Origin of the sequence: Streptomyces sp. NPDC005775, from assembly GCF_042871565.1 — a bacterium.
In the GTDB taxonomy this organism is placed as follows: domain Bacteria; phylum Actinomycetota; class Actinomycetes; order Streptomycetales; family Streptomycetaceae; genus Streptomyces.
In genome coordinates, this window is record NZ_JBIAIU010000020.1 from 40469 (window position 1) to 61014 (window position 20546).

Genomic DNA, 20546 nt, shown 5'->3' on the forward strand with positions numbered 1-20546 from the left:
AGTCCGGCGAAGGCGAGAACGCCGACGCAGACCAGGACCAGCAGGGCGGAGAAGAATGCCTCAAGCACGGGAGCTCCTTGAACGAGCGGTATGGCGGCAGTACAGGGCCGGGCCCCAGCCTAATGGGTGGGGCCCCGGCCCGCCGGTTCGGGGCTTGCCGCGGGGGCGGGTCAGCCCAGGAGCTGGTTCTGCAGGATCAGGGTCTGCTGGATTCAAAAGGATCCCCCCACTAGACCTGAGGCGCAGATTCCGATATCTGCGCACCCCCTGACCCGTCGGCACCCAACGAGGTTGTGCGGCAGAGGATTACAGTTCCGCATATGCCGAAGAAGCTCGTGATCAAGGTGACCGCAGGTGCCGACTCCGCCGAGCGCTGTTCCCAGGCGTTCACCGTCGCGGCGGTCGCCGTCGCCAGCGGCGTGGAGGTCTCGCTCTGGCTGACCGGGGAGTCCGCCTGGTTCGCGCTGCCGGGGCGCGCCGCCGAGTTCGAACTCCCGCACGCGGCGCCGCTGCCGGATCTGATCGAGTCGATTCAGGCGGGCGGGCAGATCACCCTCTGCACCCAGTGCGCCGCCCGCCGCGACATCACCGAGCAGGACGTCCTGGAGGGCGTTCGGATCGCGGGCGCGCAGGTGTTCGTCAGCGAGATCATGGTGGACGGCGTCCAGGCGCTCGTCTACTGACCGGGTCCGGTATCAGGGCCGGGGCCGCGCCGGTCCGTCACTGGCGCCGGCGCTTCTTCCCGTCGAGCTCGTCCCACCACGCGTCGGACTCCGGGTCGCCCGTGGGCCCCGTGGGCCCCGTGCGACCTGCGGGGCCGCCCTTGTCGGACTTGGGCGGCGTCCGGGGCCGGGATCCCGGGGCGGGTTCGTCCCACCAGCGGTCCTCCGGCCCCTTCCGGTTCGCCACCATCGCCGCGACGGGCGGTATCACCATCGCGACCACGCACATCGCGATGGCGGCGGGCATCGACCAGAGCCTCACGAAGGCCCAGGCGGAGACGAAGAGGACGAGGCAAGCCCCCATCATCACGAAATAGGCGCGCCGGCGTCGGCGGTACATGCATCCAGCGTAGGCCCGATCGGGCCACCCGGCCGGTCCTGGACCGCGCCGGTCCGGACCCGGCCCGGACGGCACGAAGGGCCGCACCCCGTTCAGGAAGCGTCCAACCCCCTGGGGTGCGGCCCTCCGGCCGGTCATCGGCAGAGCCGTGACGGTGCCTAGACCGCGATGGCCACCTCGGAGAGGCCGCCCGTCTGGGCCACGACCGTGCGGTCGGCGCTGCCGCCCGGGACCAGGGCGCGCAGCGTCCAGGTGCCCTCGGCCGCGTAGAAGCGGAACTGTCCGGTCGCCGAGGTCGGGACCTCGGCGGTGAACTCGCCGGTCGAGTCCAGCAGGCGGACGTACCCGGTGACGGGCTCGCCGTCGCGGGTCACGCTGCCCTGGATGGTGGTCTCACCGGGCTTGATCGACGAAGCGTCGGGGCCGCCGGCCTTTGCTCCACACATGGCGTTCTGTCCTTCTGGTCGAGGGTCGTGCTGGTCCGGGTCGTGCGGAGTTACTTGTTGGCGCCGAGCTCGATCGGCACGCCCACGAGGGAGCCGTACTCGGTCCACGAACCGTCGTAGTTCTTGACGTTCTCCTGGCCGAGCAGCTGGTGCAGCACGAACCAGGTGAGCGCGGAGCGCTCACCGATGCGGCAGTAGGCGATGGTGTCCTTCGACAGGTCGACCTGCTCGGCCTCGTAGAGGGCCTTGAGCTCGTCGTCCGACTTGAAGGTGCCGTCGTCGTTGGCGTTCTTCGACCACGGGATGTTGCGGGCGCTCGGCACGTGGCCGGGGCGCTGCGACTGCTCCTGCGGGAGGTGCGCCGGGGCGAGCAGCTTGCCGCTGAACTCGTCGGGCGAGCGCACGTCGACCAGGTTCTGGCTGCCGATGGCCTTCACGACGTCGTCGCGGTAGGCGCGGATCGACTCGTCCTGCGGCTGGGCCTTGTACTGGGTGGCCGGGCGGGACGGGATCTGGTCGCCGTCGACCAGGTCGCGGGAGTCGAGCTCCCACTTCTTGCGGCCGCCGTCGAGCAGGCGGACGTCCTGGTGGCCGTAGAGCTTGAAGTACCAGAACGCGTAGGACGCGAACCAGTTGTTGTTGCCGCCGTAGAGGACGACCGTGGTGTCGTTGCCGATGCCCTTCTTCGACAGCAGCTCCTCGAAGCCGGCCTGGTCGATGAAGTCGCGGCGGACCGGGTCCTGGAGGTCCTTGGTCCAGTCGATCCGGACCGCGTTCTTGATGTGGTTCTTCTCGTACGCGGAGGTGTCCTCGTCGACCTCGACGATGGCGACCTTCGGGTCGTCGATGTGGGCCTCGACCCAGTCGGCGTCTACCAGGACGTCACTGCGGCTCATTCTGTTCTCCTCCGGGGCAGTCTGCGGCGGGACGGTGCGGGTGGTGCGCGATGGTGCGTGGTGATCCGGATGGACGCGGCGCGGCTTCGGCGCGTGCACGGGTGCCACGCGGGATGGCCCCGACGAGCGGTCGGAGGGCCGGGAACGCGGGATATCGACGGATCCCGCTCAGACAGTGCGACAGAGCATGGCGGCGACGCGGCACAGGTCCACTGCCCGCCGCTTCGTGAGATCCGCTCGTCCCCGCTGTGGGAGACCGCTAATTGAGCACTGCATGGGACCGATCGTAGGGACGTACGGTCGGACATGTCACCGTTGTGTCGCATATTGAGACACGATCGTCCGCAGTGTGAGATACGTGACAGTGCAGAGGCTCTCGCCGCCCGTCGGCGCGGGCATGGAGGACGTCGAGCATCTGCGGTACGGACTCGGCCGTCTCAGCATGTGGCGGCCCGCCCCGTGCGGGGGCTCTCTACCCGGCTGCGGCCGGTCCTATCCGGCGAGGCGGACGTCGGTGCCCGTCACGGAGATCTCCAGGCCGTCGGCGATCGGCTGGATCCTCTCCAGCTTCAGGCCGTTCGGCAGGGTGCCGACCTCGCGCTCGAAGTCGGTCTTCTCGCGCACGAGTCCTTCGAGGCCGGGGATGCCCTCGCCCGGCACCTTGTCCGCGTGCACGCGGACGGTGTGCCCGTCGACCAGGGTGACGGTGGACAGGACGCTGCGGGAGAGCGTCCGGCCGAGGATGTTGACCGCGCCCGTCACCTTCACCTTGCCGTTGCCGCCGTACTCGACGGCGACGCCGTCAGCGGCGGCCTTCGTCAGGTCCTCGTACGAGATGACGGCCGTGCCGGTGGCGCGGGCGGCGGTGGCGCCGGAGAAGCCGTCGGTCAGCCGCACCTGGTGCAGCTCCGCGTCCATCCTGCTGATCCGGAGCGAACGGCCGGCGGCGGTCGCCTCGATCCCGGTGACCTTCACGTCGACCTCGTCGAGTTCCGATCCGGCGACCTGGGTCAGGAACGGGAAGCCCTTGATGGAGACGTCCGTGGACCCGGTCCGCGCCCCGGGGACCACCACCCGGTCCGCCGCCTCCGACTCCGCGAAGTACACCGCCGCACGGTCCACGGCGATGAACACCCCGGCCAGAACCACCACGACGATCAGCAGTATTCGCAGTGCACGCATGCCTGTCCCCTCCGCGCCACATCCATCGCATCCCCTGGCGCCCGTGAGCCTACTTCGGCCGCACGTCACGCCCTGGTGACCGACGAGCGAAAGCCCCCCACCGGTTCCCGGTGGGGGGCTTCGGCCTGCCGTGCGACGCGTACGGATCTACGTGAGCGCGCGGCCGATCAGATAGACGGCCGGAGCGGCCGCGGTGAGCGGCAGCGCCACTCCCGCGGTCATGTGCACGAAGCGTGACGGGTAGTCATAGCTGGCCACCCGCAGCCCGATCAGCGCACAGCCACCGGCGGCGAGGCCGAGCAGCGCACCCTTGGCCCCCAGGTCGGTGACGGCGCCCGCCACCGCACCGGCGCCCGCGGCGACGACGAGCGCCGCCACGACGGAGGCCGGTCCGGGCAGCGGCAGGGCCCGGACGAGCACGGCGGCGGCGACGGCGACGCCGCCGACCGTCACGGCGTCCGGGACGGCCGCGAGGTGGCCCGCGGCGAGGACCGCGAGCGCGGCCGAGGCGACGGTGGCCATCAGCCCTTGCATCCGCTCGTCCGCACCGGCCCGGCTGCGCAGCTGGAGCACGACGGTGAGCAGCACCCAGACACCGAGGGTGCCCAGGATCGCGGCGGGGCCGTTCTCCCGGCCGGCCGCGAGCAGCGCCACATCGGCGACGAACCCGCCGGCGAAGGCGAGCGCGATGCCCTGCCGGGCCGGCCACATGCCGTTGAGCCGGAACCATCCCGCCGCGGTCACCGCCTGGAGCAGCACCAGCGGGACGACCAGGGCGTACTGCCCGACGGCCGCGCCGAGCGCGAGCAGCAGCCCGAGCCCCGCGGTGATCGCGGCCGGCTGCATCCCGGGCGCGATGATCGGCGACCGGCCCTCGGCGCGGGCGCGCTGGGCGTCGGTGATGCGGCTGTTGCCCAGGGTGGTCGGCGCGCTGTAGCCGTCCTCGCCCTGCGCGGCGGCCACGGGGGCCGGGGCGGGCACGGGCGGCACGGCGGGAGCTGCCTGGGCCTCGGGGGGCAGCGGGTACGACCCGGACGGGCCCTGCGGCGGCGACAGGTACGCGGTCTCGTCAGCGGCAGCCTGCACCGGCTGGACGGGCTGCACCGGCTGGACGGGCTGCGCGGACTGGACGGGGTTCGCGGGGTGGGTGGGCTGCGCGGGCTGGATCGTCGGCTGGTACTGGGTGTCCCACGTCTGGCCCTCCCAGGTCTGGGCGACCCCCTGGTCCCCGGCCGGCCAGCCGGTCCCGGCCTGCGCCTGGGGCGCCTGGGGGGCGGGCGCACCCTCCTGGGCGTACGGGGCAGCCTGCTGGGGCGCGTGCGGGTCGTACCCGTAGGGCGCCTGCTGCCCGTACGAGGGGTCGGCGTATCCCTGGTCGGCGTATCCCTGGTCCGCCTGCCCCTGGCCGGCGTAACCCTGCCCGGGGTACGCCTGACCGCCGTACGACGCGTCCCCCTGCGGCGCGTCCCCGTACGAAGGCTCGCCGTACTGCTGCTGCGGCTCCTGCCCGTACGGATACTGCGGCGGCTGCTGCTGCGGCGGCGGCGGCGGCTGGTACGGCTGTTGCTGATCGCTGCTGCTCATGTTGTGCGGTTCACCCTCCTGCGAACGGCGGGAGCACCTCGACCGTGCCGCCCTCGGCAAGGCGTACGGTCTCATGGCTCCGGGTCCCGACGGGGTCACCGTCGATGAGGAACGAACACCTTCGCAGTACGCGGCTCAGCTCGCCGGGGTGCCGCGCGCGGACCGCGTCGAGCGCCTCTTCGAGCGTCGCGGCGGTGTACGGCTCCTCCGCGGTTCCGGCCGCGGCCTTGGCTGCTGCCCAGTAGCGGATCGTTCCCGCAGGCATGGCGGCACTCCTTTCGTCTCGCGTCAGCTGTCCATCATGGTTCACCGCGTCATCGCCCAGTCGGCGAGGCGGGTGAGCAAGGTCTCGTCCGCCGCGTTCTCCGCGTGGCCCATACCGGGCTCCAGCCAGAGCTCGGCGGCCCCGCCCGCCGCGTCGGCGAGCATCCGCGGGTGGTCCAGCGGGAAGTACGGGTCCCGGTCGCCGTGCACGATCAGGAGCGGGGCCGGGGCGATCAGCCCGGCGGCCTCGACCGGGGAGAGCGGGACGGGGTTCCAGTCGTCGCGGGCGATCCGGGTGCGGAAGCCGTACCGCCCGACGAGCCGGCCGGTGGGGCGGGTGACCATCCAGTGCAGGCGGCGCATCGGGGCAGTCCCGCGGTAGTACCAGCGCGCCGGGGCGCTCACGGACACCACCGCGTCCGCGTGCGCCTCCCCGTGCGCTTCTGTGCGCCCCCCGGCCTCCCCCGGCGCGCCGGGACGCGTATACAGCGCCCCGTGCCGGAGCACCACGGAACCGCCCATCGAGAACCCGGCCGTCACGACGCGCGTGTGTCCCAGCGACCGCGCCCAGGCCACCGCCGCGGCCAGGTCCAGCACCTCTCGGTCGCCCACCGTGGACCGTCCGCCGGACCGCCCGTGGCCCCGGAAGGAGAACGTGACCACCGCCGCACGCTGCGAGAACACCCCTGCGGCGCGCCGCACCGCGGGGCGGTCGGCCGAACCGGTGAACCCGTGCGCGACGACGATCGCGGTGGTGGCGCGGCCCTGCTCGTCGCCGGCGCCGTCACCTGCCGTACACGGGTCGTACACCGCCTCGATCAGGACGCCGTCATCGGCCCGCAACGTGGTCCGCAGCGGCCCGCGCGTGATCAAGGGAACAGAGGAACTCCGAAATCGCCCCTCGGACACAGAAGTCATGTGGGCTATTCTGCTGGGAAGAGGATCCGGGCAATGCAGCCCCCGGGTCCTTTTGTGCTTTCCGAGCGTTGTTACGGCGACGTTTCGACAAGCTCAGCGGTCCCGGGCGCGGGCCGCACCCGTAGGACCCGTATGACGAAACGTCGTACGGACAAGCACGAATAAGCGTACGAAGCAGTGCCGCATACTCCCCCGGGTCCGACCCGGGAGTGCCCCTCTCGCAGGGAACGAGGAGGACCGACGTAATGGGCGAGCCAACCGTGCACGATCATCGACCGACGACCCAGGCAGGTGGGCGGCGATGAGTTCACTGCTGCTCCTGACGAATGCCCTCCAACCGTCGACGGAGGTGCTCCCCGCCCTCGGCCTCCTGCTGCACAGCGTGCGGGTGGCTCCCGCCGAAGGCCCCGCTCTGGTCGACACCCCCGGTGCCGACGTGATCCTCATCGACGGACGCCGCGATCTTCCCCAGGTCCGTTCGCTCTGTCAGCTGCTGCGGTCCACCGGACCGGGCTGTCCGCTGATCCTCGTCGTGACGGAGGGCGGCCTCGCGGCCGTCACCGCGGACTGGGGCATCGACGACGTCCTGCTCGACACGGCGGGCCCCGCCGAGGTCGAGGCGCGGCTGCGGCTGGCCACCGGCCGGCAGCAGATCACCGCCGACGACTCCCCGATGGAGATCCGCAACGGTGATCTCTCGGTGGACGAGGCGACGTACAGCGCGAAACTCAAGGGCCGGGTCCTGGACCTGACCTTCAAGGAATTCGAACTGCTCAAGTACCTGGCGCAGCACCCGGGCCGGGTCTTCACCCGGGCCCAGCTGCTCCAGGAGGTCTGGGGCTACGACTACTTCGGCGGTACGCGGACGGTCGACGTCCACGTACGGCGGCTGCGCGCCAAGCTCGGGCCCGAGCACGAGTCGCTGATCGGCACCGTCCGCAACGTCGGCTACCGCTTCGTCGCACCGGAGAAGGTGGAGCGTGCCGCCGCCGAGGAGGCCAAGGCGGCGGCCGCGAAGGCGACCGCCGAAACCCTCACCCGTTCGGAGCAGCCGAAGGTAGCCGAGGTCACGGAAGAAGCCCCGGTCCGGCCTGCCGTGAAGTAGTTCCATCCGCGTAGACTGCCGCGCGTGGCCAAGGTGACGCGGGACGATGTGGCGAGACTGGCGGGGACGTCGACCGCAGTGGTCAGTTACGTCATCAACAACGGACCCCGGCCGGTCGCCCCGGCCACGCGCGAGCGGGTACTCGCCGCGATCAAGGAGCTGGGCTACCGGCCCGACCGGGTCGCCCAGGCGATGGCCTCGCGGCGGACCGATCTCATAGGGATGATCGTGCCGGACGCGCGGCAGCCGTTCTTCGCGGAGATGGCGCACGCGGTCGAACAGGCCGCGGCCGAGCGCGGAAAAATGGTGCTGGTCGGCAACTCGGACTACCGCGACGAGCGCGAGGTCCACTATCTGCGGGCCTTCCTCGGCATGCGGGTCTCCGGCCTGATCCTGGTCAGCCAGGGCCCCAGCGAGCGCGCGGCGGCGGAGATAGAGGCGTGGGACGCCCGGGTCGTGCTGCTGCACGAGCGGCCCGAGGCGATCGACGACGTCGCGGTCGTCACGGACGACGTCGGCGGCGCCCAGCTCGCCACCCGCCACCTCCTGGAGCATGGCAACGCGTACGTGGCGTGCCTCGGCGGCATGGAGTCGACCCCGGCGGTCGGCGACCCGGTCGCCGACCACGTCGAGGGCTGGCGCCGGGCGATGCACGAGTCGGGCCGCTCGACCGAGGGCCGGCTGTTCCAGGCCCCGTACAACCGTTACGACGCCTATCAGGTGGCCCTGGGGCTCCTCGCGGGCCCCGACCGTCCCCCGGCGATCTTCTGTACGACGGACGACCAGGCCATCGGGGTGCTGCGGGCCGCGCGCGAGCTGCGGATCGATGTGCCCGGTGAGCTCGCGGTGGCGGGTTTTGACGACGTGAAGGAAGCCGGTCTGACGGATCCGCCGCTGACGACGGTCTTCTCCGACCGTCCGGCGATGGCGCGGGCCGCGGTCGACCTGGTGCTGGACGACTCGCTGCGGGTCTCGGGCTCGCGGCGGGAGCGGCTGAAGCAGTTCCCCTCGGCGCTGGTGGTCCGGCGCTCGTGCGGCTGCGGGGAGCCCCCTACGGCCCGGGTGCTCGCCTGAGGGCCCGGCCTTTATATCGGGCATACGAGCTTCTGCCGGGCTTCTCAGGGCGTACTCACGCTCCTCTCATGTTCGCTGGACACTCTCGTAGACATGACTGAGAGCCAGCGCCCGAGCGGCGAGTACCCGATGTACCCCTCGTACGGCAACGGCGACGCGGCCTACCCGCCGCCGCCGTCATACCAGCCCGTCCAGCCGGTCGCCATGGGTTCCGGCACCACCGTGTGGCCCGCCCCCGGCACGGCCGACGGGTACGCCGGCGGCGGTGCGGGCCACGGCGGCGGGGGCCTCCACGGGCTGCCGCAGGCCGCGCCCGAGCCGGCTCCCTCCCGTCGCCGGGTCCGCCGGCCGGTCGCGCTCCTCGCAGCGGTGGCCATCGCCGCCTCGATCGTCGGCGGCGGCACCGCCACCGTGATCGGGCAGCTCACCGACAACGGCACCAACGGCACGGCCGGCAGCGTCGTGCCCGGCACCACCGTCTCGCAGAGCAGCAAGGGCACCGTCTCCGGCGTCGCCGCGGCCCTCGCGCCGACGATCGTCGAGATCGGCGCGACATCGACCGCGGGGCAGTCCACCGGTTCCGGCGTGGTCATCACGTCGGACGGCGAGATCGTCACCAACAACCACGTCATCGCCGACGCCACGTCCATCGAGGTCACGCTGAGCACCGGCAAGAAGTACACCGCCGAGGTCCTGGGCACCGATCCCGACAAGGACCTCGCGCTGATCAAGCTCCAGGGCGCGAGCGGCCTGAAGACGGCCACGCTCGGCGACTCCTCCCAGGTCGCCGTCGGCGACCAGGTCGTCGCGATCGGCTCGCCGGAGGGCCTCACCGGCACGGTCACCAGCGGCATCGTGTCCGCGCTCGACCGCGATGTCACGGTCGCCAAGGACGGCGACAGCGGCAGCGGCAGCGGCAGCGGCCAGGGGCAGGGTCAGGGCGGGCAGGGCGGCGGACAGCAGTGGCCGTTCGAGTTCGGCGGGCAGCAGTTCAACGGCGACACGGGTGACTCCACCACCACGTACAAGGCCATCCAGACCGACGCCTCGCTGAACCCGGGCAACTCCGGCGGCGCGCTGATCAACATGAACGGCGAGATCATCGGCATCAACTCCGCCATGTACTCCGCGAGCTCCGCCAGCGGCTCCGGCAGCTCCAGTGCGGGCAGCGTCGGCCTCGGCTTCGCCATCCCGGTGAACACCCTCAATGCCGACCTCGACACCCTGCGGGCCGGCGACAGCTCCTAGGTCCTGTCCGGCCGTGCCACGCGACGCCGCACCACGGCCGTGCGAGGCTGAGAAACCTGCGGCGCGCCGGCCCGTACGGAACGAGAAGAGGACGAAGCAGCGATGAGCCCCGCCGAAGACGATCCGCAGCGCATCCTGATCGTCGACGACGAGCCCGCCGTGCGCGAGGCCCTGCAGCGCAGCCTCGCCTTCGAGGGGTACGGCACCGAGGTCGCCGTCGACGGCCTCGACGCCCTCACGAAGGCGGAGACGTACGACCCCGACCTCATCGTCCTCGACATCCAGATGCCGCGGATGGACGGGCTGACCGCCGCCCGCCGCATCCGGGCCACGGGCACCACCACCCCCATCCTGATGCTCACCGCCCGCGACACCGTCGGCGACCGCGTCACCGGGCTCGACGCGGGCGCGGACGACTACCTGGTCAAGCCCTTCGAGCTGGACGAGCTCTTCGCCCGCATCCGGGCCCTGCTGCGCCGCAGTTCGTACGCGGCCGCGGCGGGCCCCGTGCCCGACGACAACGTGCTGGCCTTCGCCGACCTGCGCATGGACCTGGCGACCCGCGAGGTCATGCGCGGCACCCGCCACGTGGAGCTGACCCGTACCGAGTTCACCCTGCTGGAGATGTTCCTGGCCCACCCGCGCCAGGTACTGACCCGTGAGCAGATCCTCAAGGCCGTGTGGGGCTTCGACTTCGAGCCGAGCTCCAACTCGTTGGACGTGTACGTGATGTACCTGCGCCGCAAGACCGAGGCGGGCGGCGAACCGCGCCTGGTCCACACGGTCCGCGGTGTGGGGTACGCGCTGCGCTCGGGCGGGGGCGAGGGATGACGGGCCCGCTCCAGCGGATCCGCGCCCTGCCCCTGCGCTCCCGGCTGGCGCTGCTGGTCGCGACCGCGGTGGCGGTGGCGGTGGCCGCGGTGGCAGCCTCGTGCTGGTTCGTGACGAAGGCGCAGCTGGCACGCCAGCTGGACACGACGCTGCGCAGTTCCAACGTCGACGACCGCTATCTGACCAGCCTGTACACCTATTGCCGGGGTGCCGCCCAGGCCCCGCCCCGCCCCTACTCCGGCCTCACCGTCCAGCTCATCGACGCCCAGGGAACGGTCTGTCTCGCCCCCGAGTCCTCGGAACTCCCGGTGAGCGGGACTGACCTCGCGGTGGTCAATCACCAACGCTCCAGCGTGCTGCATTCGGCGACCGACGCGGACGGTGTGAGGATGCGCGTCTACACCGCACCGGTGAAGGGGCCCACCGATCTTGCCGTCTCCATCGCCCGCCCCCTGAGCGAGATCGACAAGCCCCTCTCCACCCTCGCCTGGGTCCTCCTCCTCGTCTCCGGCATCGGCGTTCTCGGCGCCGGCGCCGCCGGGCTCTGGATCGCCCGCTCCGGCCTGCGCCCCGTCGACGAGCTCACCGAGGCCGTCGAGCACGTCGCCCGTACCGAGGACCTCACGGTCCGCATCCCGGTGGAGGGCGAGGACGAGATCGCGCGCCTGTCCCGGTCCTTCAACTCGATGACGGCTTCCCTGGCCACGTCGCGGGACCGCCAGGCGCAGCTCATCGCGGACGCCGGCCACGAGCTGCGCACCCCTCTCACCTCGCTGCGCACCAACGTGGAACTCCTCGCCCGCAGCGACGAGACGGGCAGGGCCATCCCCCCGGACGACCGCAAGGCACTGATGACTTCGGTGAAGGCGCAGATGACGGAGCTGGCCTCACTCATCGGCGACCTCCAGGAACTCGCCCGCCCGGACGCGGCGGACCCCGGCCCCCTCCAGGTGGTCGCGCTCCACCACATCGCCCGCACCGCCCTGGACCGCGCCCGACTGCGCGGCCCGGAGCTGACCATCACGGCGGAGCTGGCCCCCTGGTACGTACGCGCCGAATCGGCGGCCCTGCAGCGGGCGGTCGTCAACGTCCTGGACAACGCGGTGAAGTTCAGCCCGCCGGGCGGCACGATCGACGTGAACCTGCACCGCGGCGAACTGACGGTACGGGACCACGGCCCCGGCATCCCCGCCGATGAACTCCCCCACGTCTTCGAACGCTTCTGGCGCTCCCCCTCCGCCCGCCAGCTCCCCGGCTCGGGCCTCGGCCTGTCGATCGTGGCGCGCACGGTCCAGCAGGCCGGCGGCGAAATCGACCTGCGCCCGGCGCCGGGCGGCGGCACGGAAGCCGTGATCCGCCTCCCGGGGGCACCTCAGCCGCCGCCGGAGCGGCCGCGGGGGTAGGGGCGGGTGCCCTACGCCCCCTCCAGCCTCCCTGCCAGGGCGCGCAGCCCCGCCGCGATCTCGGCGGCGTCCGGGGCCGCCTCCGGGTCGGTCAGCCACTGGATCATCACGCCGCTCATGAGGGCGAGCTGCACCGAGCCGAGCCCCCGCACGTCCGTCTCGGCGACCTCCGCCTCCGGCGCCCCGGTCAGCTGCGCCGCGACCCCCCGACGGCCCTCGCGCTGACCGGCGGCCAGGAGGGCCAGCAGGTCGGGGGAGCTCTGGGCGTGCACGAAGGCCTCCACCGAGGCGATCCAGAGCCAGCGGTCGGTGCGGTACGAGGTGATCTCCCGCGTCCACATCTCCGTGTACCGCTCGGCGGCCGAGCCCCCTCCCACCCCGACGTCCGCACCGAACTCCTGACCCCACTCGTCGATGGCCGCGAACAGCGCCTGGTTGAGCAGCGCCTCGCGGGAGCCGAAGTGATAGCCGATCGCCGCCATCGAGACGCGGGAGGCGGTGGCGATGTCGCGCACGGTGGTGCGGAGGTAGCCCTTCTCCTCCAGGCAGTGCCTCGCCCCGGCCAGCAGATCCTCGCGGTTTCCCATGTCCGGGATGGTACGGCTCCACTAATTGGGCAACCGCCCTATACAAACGTATTGCGCGGGCGATCTACACACGCGTACAGTCGCTGTCATGACTCAGCGACCCGCGCTCCGCCGCGAACTGACCATCGGCGGCCGCCGCCTCTCCTACCTCGACCACGGTCCCACCACCGGCCGTTCGCTCCTCGCCCTGCACGGCCACCTCTCCGAGGGCGCGTCCTTCGACGACCTGGCCGTCGAGCTCGGCCCGGAATGGCGGGTCATCGCCCCCGACCAGCGCGGCCACGGCGACTCCGACCGGGCGGACGACTACAGCCGCGAGGGCTACGTCCTGGACCTGATTGCCCTGCTCGACCACCTCGGCACCGGCCCGGTCGTCGCTCTCGGGCACTCCCTCGGCGGGATCAACGCGCTGCACCTCGCCGCGACCCGGCCGGCCTCGGTCGCGGCCCTCGTCAACACCGACGCACCGGTGGACCTCCCGCACCAGGACCCCGGCCCGCTGGCCTTTCTCGCAGGCTTCCCGTACACCGCCCCCACCCGGGAGGAACTGATCGCCGCCTGCGGCCCGGTGGGCCCGATGGTGGCACCCCTCCTTCGGCCCCTGCCGGACGACGACGGCTGGCGGCTGCCCTTCCACCCGCGGGACACGCTCGACTCCGAGCGGCAGGTGCACGGCGACCACTGGGCCCAGTGGCTGGCGAGCGACTGCCCCGCACTGGTGATCAACGGCCGCACCAGCCAGGCACTCCCCGCCGAGCAGGCCGCGGCGATGGCGTCACTGCGCCCGCGCACGTCGCTCGTCACGCTGGAGACGGATCACTTCGTCCAACTCCAGGACCCGAAGGGGTTCGCGCAGGCGGTACGGGAGTTCCTGGCGACCCTGTGAACAGCCCCGCTCGGACGCGAGCCGCGGGGATCGGTGGCGTAGGGCCGATCAGGCGCGGTCATGGGGGGGGTGACCTGGTAGCCGTCGGGGTCGGCGAAGGTGAACGTCCGACCGAAGGGGCCGTCGACCGGGGCGGAGACGATGGTGCGACCGTCGGCGACGAGGGCATCGTGAATGGCCTGGACTTCGGGGGCGTGGAGCCAGATCGCGGCACCGATGCCGGGCTGAGTGACGGATGCGAGATCGGTGCCGGGAACGACCTCGCGCAGCGCGAACGTGATCGGCGCACAGCCCGGCCCCCGGCGAGACACCGCACCGGCGGAGCGGCGGCTCAGGCCGTCGGGTTGTGCCGGATCAGCGACTCCACCAGCCCCGACCGGGTGGCCGGGAAGTCCAGCGGGACGATGCCGAGCCCGGTCCAGCCGGCCGCCTGCGAGGAGTCGAGGAAGGAGTGGACCTGGGGGTTGAGCCGGTCCGCGTTCCAACGGGGCGGCAGCAGGGCGGCGGTGCTCACGTAGTTCATGAAGAGCTTGCCCGGCTGCTCGGCCGCCCTGCGGAACTGGTTCTCGATCTTCGGGTACTTGGCGAACGGCTCCGCCATGTAGTCGTCCTGGATGTCGAAGAGCCCCGGATCGGCGTACCGCACCCCGGGCAGGCCCCCGTTGTCGGCGAGCAGCACCACCTTGCCGCGCGCCCCGCCCAGCGTCGGCAGCGCGGAGTCGATGTGGAACAGCGGGCGCCAGCCCTTGGTGTCGAGGTACAGGTCGAAGATCCGGCGGAACGCGGCGTCGCTCTCCTCCGAGTACTCCTGCTTGACCCGCATCAGCACGGTCTCCGTGGGTCGCTGGGCGAGGAAGTCCCTACAGGCGCCGAGCACGTCGCCGAACATGAGGTTCTGGTACGAGGCACCGTGGTGGATCGCGAACGAGTCACCGGTGATCCGGCACCGTACGTCGAGAAAACGCAGACCGCTGTTCAGCTGCTCCGTGATCGTGGTGTTCTGACACTCGGTCCAGGGGCCGCCGTAGCGGGCGCCGGAGTCGTGCGAGCCGGGGACGGTGAGCCGCTGGAGCGCGGTGGAGTCCGCGATGCCGCGCATCCAGTCCTGCACGGTGAGGGCCTGCCGGGTGGCGGCCCGGGCGGGCGCCGCCCCGACGAGAGCGGTGGCGGACACGGCCAGCGCTCCGGCCAGGAAGTGTCTGCGGTTCGTGGTGTACGGGCTCATACGTAACGCCTCCGGGGGCCGCGTGGGGTCAGCCTCCGGATTATGTCCCGTACACGTCATTCAGGGAACGGCGCGACGGGAGTCGGCGGCGCCGGGACCGCGCAGCCCGCCCGACCCGGATTTCTCGGAGCCCGACATCGGCCACCGCTACCAGGTCGCCGAACCAGCCCTCTTCGCGCCGCCGAGAAGCACACCCCGGCCACCGCACCGGGGTACTCCCCGTGCCCAGGCGTACGCGGTCGGCAGGCGGGGCACGCGCTCATCATGGCCATCCTCAGGACAGCAGCACGCCCGCTCCTCGCCTCCGCCTTCGTCTCCGGCGGCCTCCGCGCCCTGCGAGCCCCCCATGCCGCGGCACCGGACGCCACCTGGCTCGCCCTACCGGTCGCAGACCGCCTTCCCGGGCTGTCGCGGGACCCGGCACGTCTCGTCCGTATGAACAGCGCTGTTCAGATCGGGGCGGGCGCGTTGCTCGCGACCGGGCGCTTCCCGCGGTCGTCCGCCCTGGTTCTCGCCGCCACCCTCGTCCCCACAGCGCTCTGGGAACACGCCTGGTGGAGGGCGGAGGATCAGGACGAGCGGGCACGTCGGCGCGTCAGGTTCGCGTCGGACATGTCGTTGCTCGGCGGGCTGCTGATCGCCGCGGCCGATACCCACGGAAAGCCCTCACTGGCCTACCGCACCCGCGGCGCGGCCGCCGGTGGCCGGCGCGGCGCACGCCGCGCCGCGCGCGAGGTGAGCGGTGCCGTCGCCGGCGCGGCGGACAGTCTGCACGCGGCGACCGCGTCCGTACGAGACCGGCTTCCCCACGCCTGAACGCCTCAGCGCACCGGCTGCTGCTCCACCGCGAACCCGCTGTGGCGCCGCTCCCTTTCCACCGAAGCACGTCAGCGGCATGGCTTCAGCCCGTCCGGGGGCCCCTGCCGCGCCGCTTCCGCTCCCTTCACACACTCCGCGCACGGCTTCCGCCTGCGCGTACCCCATGCGCGTCGCCGGTGCGGGCCCGCCCTCGGCGGGCGGGCACCGCCCGTCGGATACGGCATCGCCCTGCCGGCCGACGCGGACCCGTCCGGCTCCGAGCCGAAGTCCGCCCTTCTTCCGACATGCACTCCGTCCTCAGGGGCAGCGGCGCATTCAGGGCAGACGAAGGGCACATGCGGGCGCATCAGCCATCTCTCCCGTGCTCTCGCACGCCCCCGTCGCTTCCACGGAATGCGGGAATGAGCCAGTTCATGACCAGTCCGTCGGCTCCCTGCGATGAACTGGACACAGTTCACGCACACTGCCCCCACACCGACACCAGAACCGAGGCACCCGCTCATGACGACGCTTCTGTTGGTACACGCAGTTCCCCTGTGGCGGACTTCCCTGGCCAGCCTGCTCAGCACCGACGCCGAACTCCGCGTACGGACAGCGGACAAGGGCGGCGTGCGCGCCGCTGTGGAACAGTCGTGCCCGGACTTGTTCATGACCGATCTCGACTGTCCGGACTCCGTCGAAGTGCTGACCGAAGTGGATTCCGTACGGAAGTCCACCGACCACGGCGGGGCACTGATCGTCCTGGCCAGGGGGGACCGGCCGGGCGGGCTCCGCAGAGCGTTCAACGCGGGTGCTCGTGGGTACATCGACAAGTACGAGCCCCCGAAGAACTTGGCTGAAGTCCTGCACAAAGTGGCCGACGGGGGCCGGCACATCGACGAATCCCTCGCCTTCGGCCTGTTACAGGCGGCGGAGGTGCCCTTATCGGCGCGTGAGCTGAGTGTGCTCTCGCTCGCCGCGGAAGGCGAGTCCGTGACCACGATAGCGGGCGCCCTCCACCTGACCTGCGGAACCGTACGCAACTATCTGGCCGCCGCCATCCGCAAGACGGGGGCCCGCAACCGACAGGACGCCATACGGCTTTCCAGTCAGCTCGGCTGGCTCTAGGGCGTGTTTCCCCGTGAGGTGGGAAGGCACGATCGCCGCCGGCCCGCGATGTCTGGCATACACACACTGTTCTGCACGGTCGGGCGGGCGGGAACAGCGCCTCAGACCGGATCCGGGCCCCATGAGCCCGCCAGATCGCGGTAGAGGGCGGAACTCCTGAGCAGTTCTGCCGAGGTACCGAGCAGGGTCCGGGGACCGTCCACCACCAGGATCCGGTCGGCGCGCCGGGCCGACGACAGGCGATGGGCGATGACGACCAGGGTGTCGGCACGGGCAGCGAGCGCCGTCTCCGCCCGTGCCTCCACCGTCGGATCGAGGTGGCTGGTCGCCTCGTCCAGGACGAGCAGCGGGGCGGTGGCCACGTGGGCCCGCCCCAGGGCGACCAGTTGGCGTTCGCCGAGCGTGAGCCGGGTGGGCTCGACCCGCGTGTCGAGACCACCGAGCCGTTCGGCCAGGGGCTCCAGGCCGAGTGCGGCCACGGCGGCGGTGATGTCGCGCTCGGGTGCGTCGGGGCGCAGATAGCGCAGGTTGTCGCGCAGCGACGCGCTGAACACGTACGCCTGTTGCGGGAGGAGCGTGCGCACGCTCCTGGGGTCCACGGCAGACGTGGGGCGGCCGTACCACCGGACCTCGCCCCGCGTGGGGGGCACGACCCCGGCGAGAACAGCCGCGAGGGTCGACTTCCCGCTGCCGCTCGGCCCCACCACCGCGAGCCGGTCCCCCGCCCTGATCACGAGGTCCAGGCGGTCCAGCACGGGTTGGGCCGACGGGCCGTAGGCGAAGCTCACGGCGCGCAGTTCGACGACGTCGGTGGCGGGACGGGGAGACGGCGGCGCCGACGCTGCCCGGGTCCGCGAGGCCGGAACGGCGGGTGCGGGTGCGGGTGCGGGCTCGGCGGGCGGTTTCACGGGGTCGGTGAAGCGGTCGAGCACCACCACGAGTCGGCCCCCGGCCGTGCCCAGCATGCTCATGAGCGCGTGCACCGCCGGGGCCAGGGCCTGGGTCAGATACGTCAGTGCGCCCACCAGCGCTCCCCCGGTGAGGCCTCGGTGCATGAGCCATGGCGCGGCGATCAGCAGGAGGAGCGGGGGGACCCGGCCGCAGACGGCGAGGGCGAGGACACGCACGGCGGCCCAGCGGGCCAGTGAGCGGGCCGCGTCCGCCTGCTGTTCGGCGAGCATCCGGGTGTGGGCGGCGACACGGTCCGCCGCACCGGCCGCCGCGATGTCGCGGAGAGCGGACGCGGTCTGTCCCGCATGCGCGGCGAAGTCCTCGTCGGCGCCCAGGTAGGCGCGTTGGGCTGCCGCCATCGGGGCGAGTGTCGCAAGGAACAGCGCCAGTCCGAGGGCGAGCGGAGGGAGGACGACCAGGAGCAGTCCGGGGGCCAGTGCCGCGAGTCCGGCCAGCGCTCCGGCCGCGGTGAACACGAAGGAGCGCAGGGTCAGCACGAGCCCGGCCCAACTGTCGCGGGCGATCTCGCTCTGATGGGTGACTTGGGAGACGGGGCCGGCTGTGGTGCCCGCCGGGCCGCTCACGGCGGTGGTCAGGGCACGGGCGACCGCGCGTCGCACCAGCCCGTCACGGAACGGTTCCACGAGATCGGCCAGCCGGGCGAACACCCTCCGTGTCGCGATTCCGGTCGGCAGGACGGCGAGGGCCGCCACTGCCAGCCACAGCAGTCCGGTGGACGGGTGACCGGCCAGAAATCCCTGGTCGAGGGCGCGGGCCACCCCGTAACCGCTCAGGAAGGTCTGGGCGAACTCCAGCAACGACCAGCCGCCCAGCCGCAGCAGGACCGGGATGCGGGCGCGCAGGAACCGCGCACCTTCGCGTACGACCCGTCCGAGGGCCCCGCCCCGCGCACGGCGGGCCGGTGTGCCGGGCTCGGACCCGGACCGCGCGGACGCCGCCCCGGGTGGCTGGGGGCGGCCGGTCGCGGCCGCGGTGACCCGGGGCGGCTCCACCGTCATCGGGTGTCCTCCTGCGCAGACTGCTGCGGTTCGCCGGGATGTGCGGGCTCGGTCTCGTCCGGGGCGTCGCACGGTGGCTGCTCCGGCGGCTGGGCGGCGAAGACCGCACGGTAGGAGGGGTCGCCCCACAGGTCGCTGTGCGGGCCCACCGCGCGAACCGCGCCGTCCTCGAGCCAGACGACCCGGTCGGCGTCGACGGCCGAGGACAGCCGGTGCGCGACGATCACTCTCGTACGGGAGCCGGCGCGGTCGGCCAGGGCCCGCTGCACCTCGCGTTCGGTCACGGTGTCGAGGCTGGAGGTCGCGTCGTCCAGCACGAGAAGACGTCCGCAATGGGCGAACGCGCGGGCGAGGCCCAGCCGTTGCCGCTCGCCGCCGGACAGTGGCGCCTCACTGAGCGGGGTCTCGTAGCCCAGCGGCAGCAGACTGATGAAGCCGTGCGCCGATGCGGACCGGGCCGCGGAGCGGATCCGCTCCGCGGAGGGGCGGCTCACGCCGAAGGCGATCGTGTCCTGGACCGTCGTGCCCAGCAGGGCCGGCCGTGCGAAGGCGTAGCTGATGTCCCGGCGCAGCGCCGTGGCTTCGACCGCTGCCAGGGAGGTCCCGTCCAGCGTGACGGTGCCCGCGTCGGGGTCCGTGAGGCGGCCGGCCACGGCGGCGAGCACGGACTTGCCCGAGCCGGACAGGCCGACCACCGCCGTCGATGACCCGCCCGGCAACGTGAGGTTCACCTTGCGCAGCAGGTGCCTGCCGTCGCGGGTGACGTCCACGTCACGCAGTTCCAGCGTGCCCGGCCCACCGGAGGGCAGTGCACCCGAACGGTTCGGCATCGCGGGGAGGGCGAGGAGTGGATCGATCCGGCGGGCGGCGGCGTGGCTCCGCGACAGCGCGCCCAGGGCGCCGGTCAGGGATCCGACGCCGACGGCGAGCACGGCGTAACGGGACACGGCCACCAGGTCTCCGACGCTGATGGCTCCGGCGGCGAGCCGCAGGCCCGCCACGGCGAGCACGAGGAGGGTGAGCAGGGGAAGGAGTACGGCGCTGTGGCCGGTGGCCCGCCCGAAGACCTGCCAGGTGCGGCGGCCGTGGACGTCGAGGGCGGTGAGCGGTTCGAGGATCCTGGCGTGTTCACGGGCACCGGTGTGTGCCGCCCTGATGGTCGCGGCGCCCTCCAGGGCTTCGGTGAGCCGGGTGGCCAGATCGGCCTGGGCACGCTGGTAGTCGGCGGTGGTGTCGGCGGTGTGCCGGGCGAAGGTCCGCAGGAGTACGAGGAGCGCGGGAGCACCGACGAGGAGCGCGGCCGCGGTCCACGGGTCGACGAGGAGGAGGCCGATCAGCCCGCCCGCGGGGAGCAGCAGGCCGGCGACGGAGCCCGCCAGGGTGACCGGTGCGGCGGCGGCGTCGGCGGCGTTGGCGGTGAGACGGGTGGCGAGGTCTCCGGGTGCGAAGGCCTCTCCGCGGCGGGGTTCGGCCCGCAGGAGACGGTCCACGGTGGCGCCGCGCAGCCACGCGGCCAGCCCGGCGGTCGTGCTACCGCCCAGGAGCGCGACGGCTGCGTCCAGGAGGACTTCGGCGGCGGTGAGCGCCATGGCGAGCCTGAGCGACGGCCAGGGCACGGCCGCGTCCTCGGTGACGCTGTCCACGGCGCTGCCGAGCACGGCCGGCAGTGCGACGGCGGCGAGGGCCGCGCCGACGGAGCACAGGAGGACGGTGGTGAGCGTGAGGGGGCGGCGGCGGGCCAGCTTGCGCGGCAGCCCTCCGGAAGCGGCCGGGCCCTCGCTCGGTGTGCCGCCCGTCGACGGCCGGTCGGCACTGCTGTTCACGCCTGAGTCCCTTCCGTGGGCCGTACCACCTGCGGATGTGCGTGCGGCCGGCCCCGGGCGGAGATGCCGCCCGGGGCCGGCCTGTGACGTAGTCGCCGGTCGGTGCCTTGCTTACC

General features: G+C 72.4%; 21 protein-coding genes and 1 pseudogene. 9 read left to right on the forward strand and 13 right to left on the reverse strand.

From position 1 onward, the window contains the following. Window positions 1-320: 320 nt before the first annotated feature. The gene (locus ACFYPA_RS33965) at window positions 321-683 is read left to right on the forward strand and encodes a DsrE family protein (protein WP_359085480.1); all 363 of its coding nucleotides are present in this window, start codon (window positions 321-323) and stop codon (window positions 681-683) included. 37 nt (window positions 684-720) lie between these two features. On the opposite strand, the gene ACFYPA_RS33970 is transcribed toward ACFYPA_RS33965, so the two are convergent. From ACFYPA_RS33970 to ACFYPA_RS34005, 8 genes are all read right to left on the reverse strand, one after another. After that, the gene (locus ACFYPA_RS33970; protein WP_389136275.1) at window positions 721-1062 is read right to left on the reverse strand and encodes a DUF3099 domain-containing protein; all 342 of its coding nucleotides are present in this window, start codon (window positions 1060-1062) and stop codon (window positions 721-723) included. Window positions 1063-1220: 158 nt separating this feature from the next. Beyond that, complete coding sequence (locus ACFYPA_RS33975) at window positions 1221-1508, reverse strand: DUF1416 domain-containing protein (protein WP_359085478.1); 288 nt, start codon at window positions 1506-1508, stop codon at window positions 1221-1223. Window positions 1509-1558: 50 nt separating this feature from the next. After that, a complete protein-coding gene (locus ACFYPA_RS33980) occupies window positions 1559-2404 on the reverse strand; it encodes a sulfurtransferase (protein WP_359085477.1) in 846 nt (281 codons plus the stop codon). Window positions 2405-2572: 168 nt separating this feature from the next. Beyond that, window positions 2573-2680 (reverse strand): putative leader peptide, encoded by a 108-nt coding sequence (locus ACFYPA_RS33985; protein ID WP_353962123.1) that lies wholly within the window; start codon window positions 2678-2680, stop codon window positions 2573-2575. A gap of 216 nt (window positions 2681-2896) precedes the next feature. Beyond that, on the reverse strand, window positions 2897-3586 hold the full coding sequence (locus ACFYPA_RS33990) for a DUF2993 domain-containing protein (protein WP_389136279.1): 690 nt from the start codon (window positions 3584-3586) through the stop codon (window positions 2897-2899). Window positions 3587-3733: 147 nt separating this feature from the next. After that, on the reverse strand, window positions 3734-5170 hold the full coding sequence (locus tag ACFYPA_RS33995; RefSeq protein WP_389136282.1) for a hypothetical protein: 1437 nt from the start codon (window positions 5168-5170) through the stop codon (window positions 3734-3736). Between the two features lie 10 nt (window positions 5171-5180). Further along, complete coding sequence (locus ACFYPA_RS34000; RefSeq protein ID WP_359085474.1) at window positions 5181-5435, reverse strand: MoaD/ThiS family protein; 255 nt, start codon at window positions 5433-5435, stop codon at window positions 5181-5183. Window positions 5436-5476: 41 nt separating this feature from the next. Next, a complete protein-coding gene (locus ACFYPA_RS34005; RefSeq protein ID WP_389136285.1) occupies window positions 5477-6352 on the reverse strand; it encodes an alpha/beta hydrolase in 876 nt (291 codons plus the stop codon). A gap of 301 nt (window positions 6353-6653) precedes the next feature. On the opposite strand from ACFYPA_RS34005, the gene ACFYPA_RS34010 reads away from it, so the two are divergent. From ACFYPA_RS34010 to ACFYPA_RS34030, 5 genes are all read left to right on the forward strand, one after another. Continuing rightward, complete coding sequence (locus tag ACFYPA_RS34010; protein WP_359085472.1) at window positions 6654-7457, forward strand: response regulator transcription factor; 804 nt, start codon at window positions 6654-6656, stop codon at window positions 7455-7457. A gap of 24 nt (window positions 7458-7481) precedes the next feature. Beyond that, window positions 7482-8531 (forward strand): LacI family DNA-binding transcriptional regulator, encoded by a 1050-nt coding sequence (locus ACFYPA_RS34015; protein WP_359085471.1) that lies wholly within the window; start codon window positions 7482-7484, stop codon window positions 8529-8531. 93 nt (window positions 8532-8624) lie between these two features. Beyond that, window positions 8625-9779 carry a S1C family serine protease gene (locus ACFYPA_RS34020; RefSeq protein WP_389136288.1) on the forward strand — a complete coding sequence of 385 codons (1155 nt, stop codon included), beginning with the start codon at window positions 8625-8627 and terminating at the stop codon, window positions 9777-9779. 102 nt (window positions 9780-9881) lie between these two features. After that, window positions 9882-10610 (forward strand): response regulator transcription factor, encoded by a 729-nt coding sequence (locus tag ACFYPA_RS34025; protein WP_359085469.1) that lies wholly within the window; start codon window positions 9882-9884, stop codon window positions 10608-10610. Further along, on the forward strand, window positions 10607-12013 hold the full coding sequence (locus ACFYPA_RS34030) for a sensor histidine kinase (RefSeq protein ID WP_389136290.1): 1407 nt from the start codon (window positions 10607-10609) through the stop codon (window positions 12011-12013). Before ACFYPA_RS34025 ends, ACFYPA_RS34030 begins: the two co-directional genes overlap by 4 nt. 11 nt (window positions 12014-12024) lie before the next feature. On the opposite strand, the gene ACFYPA_RS34035 is transcribed toward ACFYPA_RS34030, so the two are convergent. After that, on the reverse strand, window positions 12025-12600 hold the full coding sequence (locus ACFYPA_RS34035) for a TetR/AcrR family transcriptional regulator (protein ID WP_389136292.1): 576 nt from the start codon (window positions 12598-12600) through the stop codon (window positions 12025-12027). An 88-nt stretch (window positions 12601-12688) separates the two neighbouring features. On the opposite strand from ACFYPA_RS34035, the gene ACFYPA_RS34040 reads away from it, so the two are divergent. Continuing rightward, window positions 12689-13486: an alpha/beta fold hydrolase gene (locus tag ACFYPA_RS34040; RefSeq protein ID WP_389136295.1), complete on the forward strand. Its 798-nt coding sequence runs from the start codon at window positions 12689-12691 to the stop codon at window positions 13484-13486. A 48-nt stretch (window positions 13487-13534) separates the two neighbouring features. On the opposite strand, the pseudogene ACFYPA_RS34045 reads toward ACFYPA_RS34040, so the two are convergent. Then, a pseudogene (locus ACFYPA_RS34045) lies at window positions 13535-13770 on the reverse strand (VOC family protein); the annotation flags it as partial. A gap of 47 nt (window positions 13771-13817) precedes the next feature. Then, window positions 13818-14711: a phosphatidylinositol-specific phospholipase C gene (locus tag ACFYPA_RS34050; RefSeq protein ID WP_359085465.1), complete on the reverse strand. Its 894-nt coding sequence runs from the start codon at window positions 14709-14711 to the stop codon at window positions 13818-13820. Between the two features lie 264 nt (window positions 14712-14975). Between ACFYPA_RS34050 and ACFYPA_RS34055 the strand changes: the two genes are divergently transcribed. Then, complete coding sequence (locus tag ACFYPA_RS34055; protein ID WP_359319429.1) at window positions 14976-15527, forward strand: DoxX family membrane protein; 552 nt, start codon at window positions 14976-14978, stop codon at window positions 15525-15527. Between the two features lie 504 nt (window positions 15528-16031). Continuing rightward, window positions 16032-16637, forward strand: coding sequence for a response regulator transcription factor (locus ACFYPA_RS34060; RefSeq protein WP_359085463.1), 606 nt, complete (start codon window positions 16032-16034; stop codon window positions 16635-16637). Window positions 16638-16738: 101 nt separating this feature from the next. On the opposite strand, the gene ACFYPA_RS34065 is transcribed toward ACFYPA_RS34060, so the two are convergent. Both ACFYPA_RS34065 and ACFYPA_RS34070 read right to left on the reverse strand, forming a co-directional pair. Further along, window positions 16739-18607: an ABC transporter ATP-binding protein gene (locus tag ACFYPA_RS34065; protein ID WP_359319427.1), complete on the reverse strand. Its 1869-nt coding sequence runs from the start codon at window positions 18605-18607 to the stop codon at window positions 16739-16741. Continuing rightward, on the reverse strand, window positions 18604-20430 hold the full coding sequence (locus tag ACFYPA_RS34070; protein ID WP_389136298.1) for an ABC transporter ATP-binding protein: 1827 nt from the start codon (window positions 20428-20430) through the stop codon (window positions 18604-18606). Before ACFYPA_RS34070 ends, ACFYPA_RS34065 begins: the two co-directional genes overlap by 4 nt. Window positions 20431-20546: the final 116 nt, after the last annotated feature.

What these genes read in the sequence shown, in the direction of transcription:
- ACFYPA_RS34005 (WP_389136285.1), bottom strand. Translation starts at nt 6,352, where the DNA reads ATGACTTCTGTGTCCGAGGGGCGATTTCGGAGTTCCTCTGTTCCCTTG.
- ACFYPA_RS34020 (WP_389136288.1), top strand. Translation starts at nt 8,625, where the DNA reads ATGACTGAGAGCCAGCGCCCGAGCGGCGAGTACCCGATGTACCCCTCG.
- ACFYPA_RS34050 (WP_359085465.1), bottom strand. Translation starts at nt 14,711, where the DNA reads ATGAGCCCGTACACCACGAACCGCAGACACTTCCTGGCCGGAGCGCTG.
- ACFYPA_RS34025 (WP_359085469.1), top strand. Translation starts at nt 9,882, where the DNA reads ATGAGCCCCGCCGAAGACGATCCGCAGCGCATCCTGATCGTCGACGAC.
- ACFYPA_RS34030 (WP_389136290.1), top strand. Translation starts at nt 10,607, where the DNA reads ATGACGGGCCCGCTCCAGCGGATCCGCGCCCTGCCCCTGCGCTCCCGG.
- ACFYPA_RS33990 (WP_389136279.1), bottom strand. Translation starts at nt 3,586, where the DNA reads ATGCGTGCACTGCGAATACTGCTGATCGTCGTGGTGGTTCTGGCCGGG.
- ACFYPA_RS34040 (WP_389136295.1), top strand. Translation starts at nt 12,689, where the DNA reads ATGACTCAGCGACCCGCGCTCCGCCGCGAACTGACCATCGGCGGCCGC.
- ACFYPA_RS34065 (WP_359319427.1), bottom strand. Translation starts at nt 18,607, where the DNA reads ATGACGGTGGAGCCGCCCCGGGTCACCGCGGCCGCGACCGGCCGCCCC.
- ACFYPA_RS33980 (WP_359085477.1), bottom strand. Translation starts at nt 2,404, where the DNA reads ATGAGCCGCAGTGACGTCCTGGTAGACGCCGACTGGGTCGAGGCCCAC.
- ACFYPA_RS33975 (WP_359085478.1), bottom strand. Translation starts at nt 1,508, where the DNA reads ATGTGTGGAGCAAAGGCCGGCGGCCCCGACGCTTCGTCGATCAAGCCC.
- ACFYPA_RS34035 (WP_389136292.1), bottom strand. Translation starts at nt 12,600, where the DNA reads ATGGGAAACCGCGAGGATCTGCTGGCCGGGGCGAGGCACTGCCTGGAG.
- ACFYPA_RS33970 (WP_389136275.1), bottom strand. Translation starts at nt 1,062, where the DNA reads ATGTACCGCCGACGCCGGCGCGCCTATTTCGTGATGATGGGGGCTTGC.
- ACFYPA_RS34000 (WP_359085474.1), bottom strand. Translation starts at nt 5,435, where the DNA reads ATGCCTGCGGGAACGATCCGCTACTGGGCAGCAGCCAAGGCCGCGGCC.
- ACFYPA_RS34060 (WP_359085463.1), top strand. Translation starts at nt 16,032, where the DNA reads ATGACGACGCTTCTGTTGGTACACGCAGTTCCCCTGTGGCGGACTTCC.
- ACFYPA_RS33985 (WP_353962123.1), bottom strand. Translation starts at nt 2,680, where the DNA reads ATGCAGTGCTCAATTAGCGGTCTCCCACAGCGGGGACGAGCGGATCTC.
- ACFYPA_RS33965 (WP_359085480.1), top strand. Translation starts at nt 321, where the DNA reads ATGCCGAAGAAGCTCGTGATCAAGGTGACCGCAGGTGCCGACTCCGCC.
- ACFYPA_RS33995 (WP_389136282.1), bottom strand. Translation starts at nt 5,170, where the DNA reads ATGAGCAGCAGCGATCAGCAACAGCCGTACCAGCCGCCGCCGCCGCCG.
- ACFYPA_RS34010 (WP_359085472.1), top strand. Translation starts at nt 6,654, where the DNA reads ATGAGTTCACTGCTGCTCCTGACGAATGCCCTCCAACCGTCGACGGAG.
- ACFYPA_RS34055 (WP_359319429.1), top strand. Translation starts at nt 14,976, where the DNA reads ATGGCCATCCTCAGGACAGCAGCACGCCCGCTCCTCGCCTCCGCCTTC.